Source organism: Ruegeria sp. AG6 (assembly GCF_056541565.1).
The window spans coordinates 63868-75619 of sequence record NZ_JBQFYQ010000013.1 but is presented as its reverse complement, the minus strand read 5'-3'; the positions used below and the strand labels follow the sequence as shown (position 1 = coordinate 75619).

Here is an 11752-nt window from a genome sequence, read left to right as displayed (position 1 = left end):
GTGGGCGGCAGTTGCTCTGAAAGAGCAATGAGAGCCCACACCGTCGAACTAAAGAAGGCCGCTCCACACCGGGGCGGCCTTTTTTTGTTTTCCGGTCTGAGATGAGGTTACTTTAGATCCACAAATCTGAACGAACTCGTGCACGCGTCAACTAAATTGTAGTTAGATATAAGTATCGGATGAGTTGCATGATGAAAATTCAAATGTCAAAAACATTGGTACGAATGAGCAGACAAAAGTTACACGATGGAAGCAATATTCGCTCTCCTATTCCTTGCTCTCATTCTCTGGCTAATCTGGCAATTGTTTGCGTTGGTTGGTGATATGGCAGAGAGGCGGGGGCAAGATCGACTGCTTTGGCAAGTGGCAGCTCTTTTTATCAACCCGTTTGGAGCAATTATATTACTTTGGCTTTTTTGTTTCTGTCCGAGAGAATCCTTAGGTATGCCGTGACACCACTCGTGGATCGATTTTGGATTTGTGCCGAGCCGGTAGTCTTTCGGTATTGGCAATAGTTACAGCCCATAGAATACGGCGTTGTGAAGCAGCTTTTGTCGCCGTTAGTGCCTCGGAAAAACAAGAGGGCGACTCCTACTTGAATTCATATAGAGAGTTTGAGGAGAGGTTGGGTAGGTTAGGCTTCAACGATATACCGCACATTTTGGGCATGGCGTACTTTGACATAAGCTATTTTGACCACGCGCTAATTGTTGGTGCAGATATGCTTGAAAGGGAGCGACAGTTTCACAATGCACTGTTCGCAAATATCGATTTCAAGTCGTCGGAGTACATTGAAAGGGTGTCTCCATGTTCTGATGATATGTTGAACAAGTATCGTAAGAAATGGCGCAATGCTTGGTGTGATAGACAAATGATCTGGGCGCATGAACACCACAAGCGAGATGTATTCGTTACAAGTGACAAGAACTTCGACAAAAAGCTCTCAGGAAAGCTCGGATTTGAGCACTTGAAGATATGCTCACCAGATGAGGCCGCTGCTATGCTCTGATAAGCAGGTGAGCGTTCCATTTCCCCCTTGCCAAACCCCCTCAACCCCACTACTACGCGCGAGTTCTCCATAAGAACATCAAGGCGGGGTGATTCCCGCCTTTTGGGTTCGATGAGGGTTGGCGATGCGCGTCTGTCCTCCTCTCAACTCCAACGCCTGAATAAAAGGCTGTTAATATGCAAAGCCAAAACATCCGTATTCGGCTGAAGGCATTTGACTATCGCGTTCTGGATGCCAGCACGCAAGAGATCGTCAACACTGCCAAGCGGACCGGCGCGAACGTGCGCGGCCCGATCCCGCTGCCGAACAAGATTGAGAAGTTCACGGTTCTCCGTGGCCCTCACGTTGACAAGAAATCCCGCGACCAGTTCGAGATCCGTACGCACAAGCGTCTGCTCGACATCGTTGATCCGACCCCCCAGACCGTTGACGCGCTGATGAAGCTCGACCTCGCTGCTGGTGTGGACGTCGAGATCAAGTTGCAGTCGTAATCGGAGGGTATGAGAATGCGCTCTGGTATTATCGCAAAAAAAGTTGGCATGACCCGCCTGTTCATGGAAGACGGCAAGCAGATCCCTGTGACCGTTCTTCACCTGGACAACCTGCAGGTCGTTGCACAGCGGACCGCTGACAAAGACGGCTACACCGCCGTTCAGCTGGGCGCCGGTGCTGCCAAGGCAAAACGCACGTCGAAAGCCATGCGCGGTCACTATGCCGCTGCCAAGGTCGAGCCCAAGCGTAAGCTGGCTGAGTTCCGCGTCTCCGAAGATGGCCTGATCGAAGTGGGCGCCGAAATCTCGGCAGAACACTTCCTGGCTGGTCAGAAGGTTGACGTTTCGGGTACCTCGATCGGTAAAGGCTTTGCCGGTGCAATGAAGCGCCACAACTTCGGTGGTCTGCGCGCCTCGCACGGTGTTTCGATCAGCCACCGTTCGCACGGTTCGACCGGTCAGTGTCAGGACCCGGGCAAGGTGTTCAAAGGCAAGAAGATGGCCGGTCACATGGGTGCTGCCCGTGTTACCACCCAGAACCTCGAGGTTGTCAAAACCGACGCCGACCGTGGTCTGGTCTTCATCAAAGGCGCCGTTCCCGGACCGAAATCGGGCTGGGTCACCGTCAAGGACGCCGTGAAGAAGAAAGCACCGGAAGGCCTGCCTTTCCCGGCTGCTGTGAAATCGGCTGCAACCGAAGCACCTGCGGAAGAAGTATCCGCGGAAGGTGGTGAAGCATGAAACTTGATGTAATCAAACTGGACGGCGGCAAGGCCGGCGACATCGAGCTGGATGCAGACCTGTTCGGCCTCGAGCCGCGCGCGGACATCCTGCACCGTGTGGTCCGTTGGCAGCGCAACAACGCGCAAGCCGGCACCCACAAGGTCAAGACCCGCTCGGAAACCAGCTACTCGACCAAGAAGATCTATCGCCAGAAGGGCACCGGTGGCGCACGCCATGGTGACCGTAACGCGCCGATCTTCCGCAAGGGTGGTATCTACAAGGGCCCGACCCCGCGTTCGCACGGCCACGACCTGCCGAAGAAGTTCCGCAAGCTTGGCCTGCGCCACGCTCTGTCGGCCAAAGCCAAAGCAGGTGAACTGGTTGTGATCGAGAACGCCGAAGCCGAAGGCAAGACCGCCGCTCTGGCCAAACAGGTTGCAAACCTGGGCTGGAAACGCGCTCTGGTCATCGACGGCGCGACCGTGAACGAAGGTTTCCTGAAGGCGTCGCGCAACATCGAAGGTCTGGATATCCTGCCGTCGATGGGTGCAAACGTTTATGACATCCTCAAGCGTGACACCCTGGTGCTCACCAAAGCGGCTGTCGAAGCACTGGAGGCTCGTCTGAAATGAGCGCGAAGGCAGAACACTACGACGTGATCCGCAAGCCGATCATCACCGAAAAGTCGACCATGGCGTCCGAAAACGGCGCGGTTGTCTTTGAAGTGGCGATCGACAGCAACAAGCCGCAGATCAAAGAGGCCGTTGAGGCGCTGTTTGGTGTGAAGGTCAAAGCTGTGAACACCACCGTGACCAAGGGCAAGGTCAAGCGGTTCCGCGGCCAGCTGGGCCGTCGGAAAGACGTCAAGAAGGCCTATGTGACCCTGGAAGAGGGTAACACCATCGACGTGACCACCGGTCTCTGATCGGATACGTCTTTGGAGAGAGATAAAGGCCCCCGCGAAAGCGGGGGTTTTTTGTTGGGCTATCCGCATTCGCAGTGTTATGCGAGCGGGTCTGTTCCGTGCGTACATACGCACCAGTCAGCGAACTCTTTGCATAGGGGAAATTGCAAACGACTCTTAATACCCCTAATCCAATGCTGATATTCATCCCTAGGCAGGCAGCGAGCACCGAAAATAAAGCTTGGTTGCGCCCATGATTGAATTTCGTGGACTCGTGTTTTTCGTGAACGAAAGAAGTTCAGGTCGTTTGACCGCCAGCGGATCAAATGGAGTTGTCTGACATCTAGTGTGCCAGACAAAGCGTCCAGTCGACGTATTTGTGCGTTGTCAAACGAAACTAGCTGGCGAACACCAAGTTCAAGAAACCAAACGCGCGCGCACTCTAGCGGTTGCATTCTCGGCGAAAGTAGCAGCTCAGTAATCTCTGCACCCATATCGTCAAAGCCAGCGATATCCGATTTGATGAATTCCTCGATAAGAAGGCAAACGTCTTTAGCAAACGGGACCAACTTTGAAAGGTTCTCTCTTATGTATTGTGCAACGTCGGTGTTTTTGACGAGACGCATCGCATGTAACACGATGCGTATCTGTCCCATATCCCAATACGGTTCATCAAGTAGCTCTTCCAGCTCTTGCCTGAGGTCTTTGAGCATAAGCGCATCTAGAGCTTCTTGATCTAGCTCGTCCTGTCCATAGGCCGCCCAAAACAGTTTTTCTGTGGCGAACTCTTCCTTTGCTTCGTCATCCCCTGCATCCGGAGCGCCACTAGAGGCAATAAACTCATCCCAGCTAAGAATCTTTGTCTTCTGATTGTTGAGGGCTAGTCCTTCGTTTTCATTTAGGTGCTTAGCCAAGTACCCAAGTGCTGCGTAAGGATCTTGGCCTTCCTTAATGAAAATGAGCATGTCATCGACATAACGGGTGAAATCGTATCCTTCAGAAATCAAACCCATATCGGTATCGTTTAGGGCAGCTTCAGCCAACAGTCTTGAAGCGTTACTTCCGACCGGTAGGCCGAACGATTGGTTACTTCTCCAATCAGCGATGAAGTGTTCAATTTTCTTAACGATTTTGGTCTCGCCTGACAGGCTATCCAATATGTTTTCTAGGCGGTGCCGGTAAATCCTTGAATAGTAGTCGGAAATATCAGTTCTAATAACGTGGCTATGGCCATGCCGAAACACTTGAACCCGAATATGGCCTAACCAATGCCTGTAGCTCCTGTCTGATCGGAAAAAAACTGGATCTAAACCAGGCGTCTTTCGATAAGAAAATGCTCGGTTGTTATCGAATGGATCACGTCCTGCTTCGACCGAGTCAAACACCTTAAGGACTAAAGCGGTGTAAATCACAGTATCAATTGGGAAGGGCTGATGCGCAACGCGAAAGCCAAACTTGGACTTGGGGACCAAAGCTTCGACTAAGCTCATGGGGTGGTAGCCACTCAGTTCCAGTTTTGACAGTTCCTCAACGACTTTACCTTTGTTTTGCTCAAGAAATTTTAGTTCGAACGGAAAAGGAAAGATGTCGGTGTCACCAAACTGGATGATGTGATCTATCGAACACTCAAAAATACTTGCATCTAACTTCATGAACACAACTCCAAGCTGGCTTGCATGTAGTCTCAAGCAAAATTGCTGCGCAACTTATCAGTCTCAAATTGAGAGAATTTGACGCATTTGCAAACTGAGATTTAAACAATGCCGATTTTGACGCAGTTAGACTTTGCATGAAGAGAAAATCGCGTTTTTTGGGCGTTGCTCGAAATTTCAATGCCCCTATAGACACCCCCAACCCTGCTAACCGCACCCAATCTTGCGGCCTCGGATTCGTTCCGGGGCCTTAGATATTTTGAACCGGGGACCTTCGGGGCCCTATACCCTTGGCACCTACGGGGGCCTCTCACATAGCAGGGAAACTCCCTGCACTTGCTAAACGGAAGACAGAAAGCATGGCACTCAAGTCGTATAAGCGCGTTATTTTTGATCGCTGCAAGGACGGCTGGACGTCAGATGCAGTGCTGAAAAAGAGCAATGAAATCGTTCTGAGCACCGGTTTTTTGACCCAACATGAGCGGCTGATCACGGCCCCGGCGGCTTCACCCGTCGGCGCCGATTTCATTTCAGCCCCGAAATTCTGCGCCGTCTGGCGTTGGAAACAAATGCGCGGTGTCAGCGCCGAGCCCGTTTTCAGGTTGCCGATAAAAAGATGGGGCCGTTGTCCGTTTCCGATGGCCTTAAATAGGACCGTGCCGATGTGGATACGGTTTCTTTGACGATGGGTCGCCATGCGGTCTGAAAGACCGATTCGTCCGGGTCGCCCAGACGTCTGGCACGTTGTTGGAACACGCAACGGCAGATCTGCGCCTGCGTATCTCCAGGTTTCATGCACCGGCCACGTCCCCTTTTGAGCTGCCTGTTACATCGAGAATCGTCCGCAAGGGCATTGCCTGCTCAGCTTAACGCACGTGGCCCGTCGGTTCGTGGATCACTGCGACCAGGACTGCGCGTTGCAGAAGATAAAGGTGCAGATGACAAACCACCCGATCAACCTGTTCAAGTGTGGAATGCCAATCCGGACACCGTGTGTTTCAAGACGTTTCGGCCCGCGTCATGCGCCAGCAGCTGCCGCAGGCGACCATAGGGTCTGGTGGCCTCCGGCGCGTCAGCAGAGCGCACACGCATATTGCGGCCTTGCCATGTTCGGTCGAGTCACGAGCTTTGAGATGGTGCCATAGTCCCCGACATCCAGCAGGGGGCATGGACCCGATATTAGCGTCACACAGTAGGGGTAGCGTACTTCGGCGGAATGAGGGGGCGTTCAGGTGCTCTGTGGCCGTTCTGCGGGCTTCTCCCGGAAACAGAAAAGGCGCCGTGCGGCGCCTTTGTGTCTTGCACTGGGATATCCGCGATCACGAGCAGTAAACATGCTTGTGCGCAATATCTGCAATGTCGCAGCGGCGGATGCCGATGTCATCCAGTTCGCGGTTGGTCAGGCGCTGCAACTCGGTATAGGTGCGCTGATACTCAGCAGCACGTGCACGGGCTGTTTTGATCCGTGTGACCATGTCAGCGATCCGGGTGCCGAAGTTGAAGCCGGTATGGGTCAGTGTTGCAGTTGTCATCTCTGTATTCCTTTCTCGTATCAGGGCGTATTCCCTGACGTTTCCTTTTGAGTTCCTTCATTGGACAAGGCAGAGATAGGAGCGTTTGCTATCGCTAACAACGCAGATTTTGGTCTAGCCGATATGCATCTGTTGAATGGCTATACATGTCGTGGGCCACGTCAATCACACGCCGCTTTCATTTCTTTCGCGCGTTTTATTGCGGGCGGCCATCGCCCGACCATCACGTATGCTCAGCCCCATCAGTGTCAGATTGGTCGCCCCGGCAATCAGTTCGATGATCTGTACAATATAGAAGCTGGTATCAAACGAGCCCGCGTTTGCCTTTGCGCTCAGGTAGACGGCGGCTGGAACAAGGACGATGAGACCGTTCATAGCAATGATCGGCATCCGTTTCTTTTTGGTGAGCGTAGGGGCATCTTTTCGACGACGCCCAAGTGTCGCCCCGGATGCACCGACAATCACCATTGCAGGCACCAGAACAAAGAGCCCGCTGACGATCATGGACTTTACTGCCGCGATGGTCGCATGGTTTGCAAATAACTCACTGTACAAAGTGGATGTCCAGAATACGAGGATCGTAAGAAAGCCTACTACTCCGGCGATGGGGTGGATGGTTCTTAACATGTTGCTACTCCCAAATGAGGGTCAGGCGACGCAGTGGTTTTCGACTGCGAGCTTGCGAAGAAGATGTGGCCTGGCCACTGCGTTTGCTGGATAGTCCGCGATCCGACGCTGGAACTCGGGATGAGTGAATGCGTCGCGAAAGCTTTGCACGTTCCGCCAGATCGCGTAGTTCACAAAGGTCGAACTGCCCGCGATACCCTGATGGAGCTGGGTCGAGATATATCCCGGTTGCGATTTCATGAAATCCACATCATGCGCCCATGCCCGAAGCAGCGCCTTTTCGTCTTCGGCGTCCACCGTAAACAGGTTGATCAGCACCACCGGTCCTTCCTCGGTCTGCATCTGATCTGCCAGCGTGACGATCGTGTCCAACTCTTTGATACGAGCCAATTCGATTCCCTTCGATTCTGAAGTATAGCAAGCTATATAAAATTGCATAGCATGCTATTCAAGTGTAAATCTAGGACATGGACTTCGAAAAAGAAAACTCGGCCGGGTATCTGGTTAATCACATGGCACGATTGTTCGCAAAGGAGTTGCAGCAACGCATTGCGCCCTTTGGCATCGTCGTCGGACAATTCCCAATCTTGCTGGAACTCTGGCTCAAAGACGGTGTGACGCAAAAGGATCTGCTGACCAAAATTGACGTCGAACAGGCGACATTGGCCAACACGCTCAACCGTATGGAACGTGATGGCTTGATCAAAAGAACGAAAAACCCTGCTGACGCTAGGGCTCAATTGATTTGGTTGACCGAGAAGGCCGCAGCACTTCGCAGCAGCGCCTACGAGGCAGCTCAGAACGTGAATGCCGATGCATTACAGGTCTTGAATGACCCTGAGCGCACACAATTCATGAACTACATGCGTCGAGTCATAGGCGGCATGCGCTCAAGGTGAATTGAAAGAGGATCAGTTTACGGCACCGGCAGGCAAGCCATTAAACAAAAACACCCCCGACCGAGGTCGGAGGCGTTTCTAAGTCTTCAAAGCTGCGGGATTAGCCGCGCTCTTCGACGATCTCTACCAGATGCGGGATCTTGCGGATCATGCCGCGGACCGAAGGGGTATCTTCCAGCTCACGGGTTTTGTGCATCTTGTTCAGGCCCAGGCCGATCAGGGTTGCGCGCTGTTCGGCGGGGCGGCGGATCGGAGAACCGATCTGCTTGACGACGATGGTTTTTGCCATGGGTCGCTCTCCTTACGCTTCGGCTTCAGCAGCCGGTGCTTCGTCCCGCTTGGGCAGGATGTCGGCAACTTTTTTACCACGACGTGCGGCAACCGAACGCGGGCTCTGCTCTTTCTGCAGGCCGTTGATGGTGGCGCGGATCATGTTGTACGGGTTCTGCGAGCCCAGCGATTTGGACACAACGTCCTTGACACCCAGCATTTCGAACACAGCACGCATCGGACCACCGGCGATGATACCAGTACCTTCAGGCGCGGTGCGCATTACCACTTTACCAGCGCCGTGACGGCCCTCGATGTCGTGGTGCAGGGTCCGACCTTCGCGCAGTTGCACGCGGATCATCTGACGCTTGGCTTGCTCGGTCGCCTTACGGATGGCTTCAGGTACTTCTTTCGCTTTACCTTTGCCAAAGCCGACGCGGCCTTTCTGATCGCCGACAACCACCAGAGCGGCGAAGCCAAAGCGCTTACCACCTTTTACGGTTTTCGACACGCGGTTGATCGCAACCAGACGATCTGCAAATTCCGGTGCTTCTTCACGGTCGCGGCCACGGCCCCGACGGTTTTCACGTTCTGCCATTTGGCATCCCTTTTCTCATGTGGCGCATACGGCGCCGTTTCTTCAATCCAAGTGAGCCCCGACTGTTGCCGAGGCCCCCGGATCATCGGGGCAGCCGCAAAGCTGCCCGCAAGTCTTAGATCTTCAGGCCGCCTTCACGCGCAGCGTCGGCCAGAGCCTTCACTTTGCCGTGGAACAGGAAGCCGCCACGATCGAAATAGGCCTCTTCGACGCCTGCCTTCTTGGCACGCTCGGCGATGGCCGCGCCCACTTTGGTGGCCGCTTCGACGTTGTTCTTGCCAACTACACCCAGATCTTTTTCCAGGGTCGAGGCCGAGGCCAGGGTCACGCCACGCACGTCGTCGATCAGCTGAACAGAGATGTTCTTGTTCGAACGGTGTACGGACAAACGCGGACGACCCGCGTTGACCTTGCGAAGTTTGTTCCGAACGCGCAGGCGGCGCTTCAGAAACAGGGTTCTTTTGCTGTTTGCCATTGTGTTCGTCCTTACTTCTTCTTGCCTTCCTTGCGGAAGATGAACTCGCCCTTGTAGCGGATGCCTTTGCCTTTGTAAGGCTCGGGGCGGCGCCACTCGCGGATTTTGGCCGCGGTTTCGCCCACCAACTGCTGGTCGATACCTTCCACAACGATCTCGGTCTGCTTCGGGGCGGTGATGGTGACACCTTCCGGAGCAGTAAAATCAACATCATGGCTGTAGCCCAGGTTCAGCTTCAGGGTGTTGCCCTGCATCTGAGCCCGGTAACCAACACCCTGGATCTCCAGCTCTTTTTTGAAGCCGGTCGTCACACCGGTTACCAGGTTGGCAACCATGGTGCGGCTCATGCCCCACTGCTGGCGGGCACGTTTGGACATGCCGCGGGGGTCGATCTTGACCACGTTGTCTTCAACCGACAACGTTACGTCGTCGGTGGCGGTAAAGCTGCGGGTGCCTTTCGGACCTTTCACTTCGATGGTCTGACCCGACACAGTGGCAGTAACGCCGCTGGGCAGCTCGACCGGCTTTTTACCAATACGAGACATTGCAGACCTCCTTAGAAGACGGTGCAGAGCACTTCGCCGCCAACATTGTTGGAGCGAGCGTTTGCGTCCGACATCACACCTTTCGGAGTGCTGACAATCGACACACCCAGTCCCTGACGGACCTGCGGGATGTCATTGACGCCCATGTATACGCGACGGCCGGGCTTCGAGACCCGCTTCAGTTCGCGAATAACAGGGGTGCCTTCGTAGTACTTCAGGCTGATTTCGATGGCCGGATGACCGTTTTCACCGGTCGTCTTTTCATAGCCACGGATGTAGCCTTCGTCCGCCAGCACGTCCAGAACCCAACCGCGCAGCTTGGAAGCCGGGGTGGAAACGGTGGACTTGCCGCGCATTTGCGCGTTGCGGATACGGGTGAGCATATCGCCGATAGGATCATTCATATCTATGTCTCCCTTACCAGCTCGATTTCACCATGCCGGGGATCTGACCAGCAGAACCCAGCTCGCGCAGCGCGATACGGCTGACCTTCAGCTTACGGTAGTAAGCGTGGGGACGACCTGTCAGCTGACAGCGGTTGTGCAGACGAGTGGCCGAGCTGTTGCGCGGCAGTTTCGCCAGTTTCAGACGCGCCTTGAAGCGCTCTTCCATCGGCTTGCTCTCGTCATTCGCGATTTCTTTCAGCTCGGCACGCTTTGCGGCATATTTGGCCACCAGGCGTTCGCGCTTCTTTTCGCGTTCGATCATTGCTTTTTTAGCCATGTCTCAATCCTCCCGGCGCTTATGCGTTGAACGGCATGTTGAACGCTTTCAACAGTGCCTTTGCTTCAGCGTCGGTTTTCGCTGTGGTGGCAATTACGATATCCAAGCCCCAGACCTCGTCGACCTTGTCGAAATCGATTTCCGGGAACACGATGTGCTCTTTCATGCCCATGGCAAAGTTGCCCTGACCATCGAAAGAAGGCTTTACACCGCGGAAGTCACGAACGCGCGGCAGCGCGATGGTGATCAGACGATCCAGGAATTCGTACATCCGGTCACCGCGCAGGGTCACTTTCGCACCCAGCGGCATGTCTTCACGGACGCGGAAACCGGCGATCGACTTCTTCGCCTTGGTTGCAACGGCCTTTTGACCGGCAATCGCAGTCAGATCCTCGACCGCAGCTTTTGCTTTCTTCGAGTCTTTGACGGCCTCGGCACCACAACCGATGTTCAGAACGATCTTATCCAGCTTGGGCAGCTGCATGTCGTTCTTGTAACCGAACTCTTCTTTCAGAGCGGCACGGATGGTTTCGACGTACTGAGCTTTCAGACGCGGGGTGTAGGTTGCGGAATCAAGCATCGATCACGTCCCCTGTGGTCTTGGCGAAGCGCACCTTCTTGTCACCTTCCATGCGGAAGCCAACGCGGGTTGCTTTGCCGTTCTTGTCCAGCAGTGCCAGGTTCGACAGGTCGATCGGGTTTGCCTGAGGCAGGCGACCACCTTGCGAGTTCTGCGACTGACGGGTGTGGCGGATGGCGATGTTGATGCCATCGACAACAGCTTTACCGGCCTTGGGGTCAACCGAGGAAATGGTTCCCTCTTTGCCCTTGTCCTTGCCGGCCAGCACGACGACCTTGTCGCCTTTGCGGAGTTTAGCAGCCATGATTACAGCACCTCCGGAGCCAGCGAGATGATTTTCATGAAGTTCTTGCCGCGCAGTTCGCGAACAACGGGGCCAAAGATACGGGTACCGACTGGCTCGTTGTTGTTGTTCAGGATGACGGCGGCGTTGCGATCAAAACGGATCGCGGTGCCGTCTTCGCGACGGACTTCTTTGGCGGTGCGCACGACGACGGCCTTGCGGACGTCACCTTTCTTTACGCGGCCGCGTGGGATGGCTTCCTTCACCGAGACGACAATGATGTCGCCGACGGAGGCGTATTTACGCTTGGAACCACCCAGGACCTTGATGCACTGAACTCGGCGTGCGCCGGAGTTGTCAGCGACATCCAGATTGGTCTGCATCTGGATCATGTGGTTTCTCCCGACCTGTGGGGGCTGGTCTTGTTAATTCCCCCAGGGT

General features: G+C 54.4%; 19 protein-coding genes. 6 read left to right on the top strand and 13 right to left on the bottom strand.

Going from position 1 to position 11752, the window contains the following annotated elements:
- Positions 1–1185 precede the first annotated feature (1185 nt).
- Genes rpsJ through ACR0I0_RS19020 form a run of 4 tightly spaced genes read left to right on the top strand, consistent with a single transcriptional unit; the run spans position 1186 to position 3148 of the window.
- A complete protein-coding gene (gene rpsJ / locus ACR0I0_RS19035) occupies positions 1186–1500 on the top strand; it encodes a 30S ribosomal protein S10 (RefSeq protein WP_008756422.1) in 315 nt (104 codons plus the stop codon).
- A 15-nt stretch (positions 1501–1515) separates the two neighbouring features.
- A complete protein-coding gene (gene rplC / locus ACR0I0_RS19030) occupies positions 1516–2241 on the top strand; it encodes a 50S ribosomal protein L3 (RefSeq protein WP_480492524.1) in 726 nt (241 codons plus the stop codon).
- Entirely contained in the window at positions 2238–2855 is a 618-nt protein-coding gene (gene rplD / locus ACR0I0_RS19025) for a 50S ribosomal protein L4 (RefSeq protein ID WP_171638100.1), read from the top strand. The genes rplC and rplD overlap by 4 nt, the downstream gene beginning before the upstream one ends.
- On the top strand, positions 2852–3148 hold the full coding sequence (locus ACR0I0_RS19020; RefSeq protein WP_170347256.1) for a 50S ribosomal protein L23: 297 nt from the start codon (positions 2852–2854) through the stop codon (positions 3146–3148). The genes rplD and ACR0I0_RS19020 overlap by 4 nt, the downstream gene beginning before the upstream one ends.
- Positions 3149–3225: 77 nt before the next feature.
- Here ACR0I0_RS19020 and ACR0I0_RS19015 read toward each other — a convergent pair whose 3' ends face one another.
- Positions 3226–4779 (bottom strand): RNA-directed DNA polymerase, encoded by a 1554-nt coding sequence (locus tag ACR0I0_RS19015; RefSeq protein ID WP_171725093.1) that lies wholly within the window; start codon positions 4777–4779, stop codon positions 3226–3228.
- Between the two features lie 359 nt (positions 4780–5138).
- On the opposite strand from ACR0I0_RS19015, the gene ACR0I0_RS19010 reads away from it, so the two are divergent.
- Entirely contained in the window at positions 5139–5462 is a 324-nt protein-coding gene (locus ACR0I0_RS19010) for a hypothetical protein (RefSeq protein WP_480492523.1), read from the top strand.
- A gap of 636 nt (positions 5463–6098) precedes the next feature.
- Here ACR0I0_RS19010 and ACR0I0_RS19005 read toward each other — a convergent pair.
- The 3 genes from ACR0I0_RS19005 to ACR0I0_RS18995 all read right to left on the bottom strand — a co-directional run bounded on the left by ACR0I0_RS19005 (position 6099) and on the right by ACR0I0_RS18995 (position 7328).
- Positions 6099–6311: a DUF1127 domain-containing protein gene (locus tag ACR0I0_RS19005; protein ID WP_171638095.1), complete on the bottom strand. Its 213-nt coding sequence runs from the start codon at positions 6309–6311 to the stop codon at positions 6099–6101.
- A 165-nt stretch (positions 6312–6476) separates the two neighbouring features.
- Positions 6477–6938, bottom strand: a complete 462-nt coding sequence (locus tag ACR0I0_RS19000) for a hypothetical protein (protein ID WP_171725092.1) — start codon at positions 6936–6938, stop codon at positions 6477–6479.
- Positions 6939–6959: 21 nt separating this feature from the next.
- Complete coding sequence (locus ACR0I0_RS18995) at positions 6960–7328, bottom strand: antibiotic biosynthesis monooxygenase family protein (RefSeq protein WP_171725091.1); 369 nt, start codon at positions 7326–7328, stop codon at positions 6960–6962.
- A gap of 77 nt (positions 7329–7405) precedes the next feature.
- Between ACR0I0_RS18995 and ACR0I0_RS18990 the strand changes: the two genes are divergently transcribed.
- Positions 7406–7837 carry a MarR family winged helix-turn-helix transcriptional regulator gene (locus ACR0I0_RS18990; protein WP_171638089.1) on the top strand — a complete coding sequence of 144 codons (432 nt, stop codon included), beginning with the start codon at positions 7406–7408 and terminating at the stop codon, positions 7835–7837.
- A 100-nt stretch (positions 7838–7937) separates the two neighbouring features.
- On the opposite strand, the gene rpmD is transcribed toward ACR0I0_RS18990, so the two are convergent.
- From rpmD to rplN, 9 genes are all read right to left on the bottom strand, one after another.
- A complete protein-coding gene (gene rpmD, locus ACR0I0_RS18985) occupies positions 7938–8126 on the bottom strand; it encodes a 50S ribosomal protein L30 (RefSeq protein ID WP_050605831.1) in 189 nt (62 codons plus the stop codon).
- A 12-nt stretch (positions 8127–8138) separates the two neighbouring features.
- Positions 8139–8705, bottom strand: coding sequence for a 30S ribosomal protein S5 (gene rpsE / locus ACR0I0_RS18980; protein WP_170328768.1), 567 nt, complete (start codon positions 8703–8705; stop codon positions 8139–8141).
- A 115-nt stretch (positions 8706–8820) separates the two neighbouring features.
- Positions 8821–9180: a 50S ribosomal protein L18 gene (gene rplR, locus ACR0I0_RS18975; protein WP_058283506.1), complete on the bottom strand. Its 360-nt coding sequence runs from the start codon at positions 9178–9180 to the stop codon at positions 8821–8823.
- Between the two features lie 11 nt (positions 9181–9191).
- A complete protein-coding gene (gene rplF / locus ACR0I0_RS18970) occupies positions 9192–9725 on the bottom strand; it encodes a 50S ribosomal protein L6 (RefSeq protein ID WP_152459161.1) in 534 nt (177 codons plus the stop codon).
- A gap of 11 nt (positions 9726–9736) precedes the next feature.
- Positions 9737–10129 carry a 30S ribosomal protein S8 gene (rpsH, locus tag ACR0I0_RS18965; RefSeq protein WP_068340741.1) on the bottom strand — a complete coding sequence of 131 codons (393 nt, stop codon included), beginning with the start codon at positions 10127–10129 and terminating at the stop codon, positions 9737–9739.
- A 13-nt stretch (positions 10130–10142) separates the two neighbouring features.
- The gene (gene rpsN / locus ACR0I0_RS18960; protein ID WP_010437098.1) at positions 10143–10448 is read right to left on the bottom strand and encodes a 30S ribosomal protein S14; all 306 of its coding nucleotides are present in this window, start codon (positions 10446–10448) and stop codon (positions 10143–10145) included.
- Positions 10449–10467: 19 nt separating this feature from the next.
- A complete protein-coding gene (rplE, locus tag ACR0I0_RS18955; protein WP_171638087.1) occupies positions 10468–11028 on the bottom strand; it encodes a 50S ribosomal protein L5 in 561 nt (186 codons plus the stop codon).
- A complete protein-coding gene (rplX, locus tag ACR0I0_RS18950; RefSeq protein ID WP_152459159.1) occupies positions 11021–11332 on the bottom strand; it encodes a 50S ribosomal protein L24 in 312 nt (103 codons plus the stop codon). Before rplX ends, rplE begins: the two co-directional genes overlap by 8 nt.
- Positions 11333–11334: 2 nt before the next feature.
- Positions 11335–11703 (bottom strand): 50S ribosomal protein L14, encoded by a 369-nt coding sequence (gene rplN / locus ACR0I0_RS18945; protein WP_008757934.1) that lies wholly within the window; start codon positions 11701–11703, stop codon positions 11335–11337.
- Between the last annotated feature and the right edge of the window lie 49 nt (positions 11704–11752).

Coding starts and splice junctions, on each gene's coding strand:
- rpsH (WP_068340741.1), bottom strand. CDS start 10,129: ATGAATGATCCTATCGGCGATATGCTCACCCGTATCCGCAACGCGCAA.
- ACR0I0_RS19015 (WP_171725093.1), bottom strand. CDS start 4,779: ATGAAGTTAGATGCAAGTATTTTTGAGTGTTCGATAGATCACATCATC.
- rplE (WP_171638087.1), bottom strand. CDS start 11,028: ATGCTTGATTCCGCAACCTACACCCCGCGTCTGAAAGCTCAGTACGTC.
- rpsN (WP_010437098.1), bottom strand. CDS start 10,448: ATGGCTAAAAAAGCAATGATCGAACGCGAAAAGAAGCGCGAACGCCTG.
- rplR (WP_058283506.1), bottom strand. CDS start 9,180: ATGGCAAACAGCAAAAGAACCCTGTTTCTGAAGCGCCGCCTGCGCGTT.
- rplX (WP_152459159.1), bottom strand. CDS start 11,332: ATGGCTGCTAAACTCCGCAAAGGCGACAAGGTCGTCGTGCTGGCCGGC.
- ACR0I0_RS19010 (WP_480492523.1), top strand. CDS start 5,139: ATGGCACTCAAGTCGTATAAGCGCGTTATTTTTGATCGCTGCAAGGAC.
- rplC (WP_480492524.1), top strand. CDS start 1,516: ATGCGCTCTGGTATTATCGCAAAAAAAGTTGGCATGACCCGCCTGTTC.
- ACR0I0_RS19005 (WP_171638095.1), bottom strand. CDS start 6,311: ATGACAACTGCAACACTGACCCATACCGGCTTCAACTTCGGCACCCGG.
- rplN (WP_008757934.1), bottom strand. CDS start 11,703: ATGATCCAGATGCAGACCAATCTGGATGTCGCTGACAACTCCGGCGCA.
- rpmD (WP_050605831.1), bottom strand. CDS start 8,126: ATGGCAAAAACCATCGTCGTCAAGCAGATCGGTTCTCCGATCCGCCGC.
- rplF (WP_152459161.1), bottom strand. CDS start 9,725: ATGTCTCGTATTGGTAAAAAGCCGGTCGAGCTGCCCAGCGGCGTTACT.
- rpsE (WP_170328768.1), bottom strand. CDS start 8,705: ATGGCAGAACGTGAAAACCGTCGGGGCCGTGGCCGCGACCGTGAAGAA.
- rpsJ (WP_008756422.1), top strand. CDS start 1,186: ATGCAAAGCCAAAACATCCGTATTCGGCTGAAGGCATTTGACTATCGC.
- ACR0I0_RS19020 (WP_170347256.1), top strand. CDS start 2,852: ATGAGCGCGAAGGCAGAACACTACGACGTGATCCGCAAGCCGATCATC.
- rplD (WP_171638100.1), top strand. CDS start 2,238: ATGAAACTTGATGTAATCAAACTGGACGGCGGCAAGGCCGGCGACATC.
- ACR0I0_RS19000 (WP_171725092.1), bottom strand. CDS start 6,938: ATGTTAAGAACCATCCACCCCATCGCCGGAGTAGTAGGCTTTCTTACG.
- ACR0I0_RS18990 (WP_171638089.1), top strand. CDS start 7,406: ATGGACTTCGAAAAAGAAAACTCGGCCGGGTATCTGGTTAATCACATG.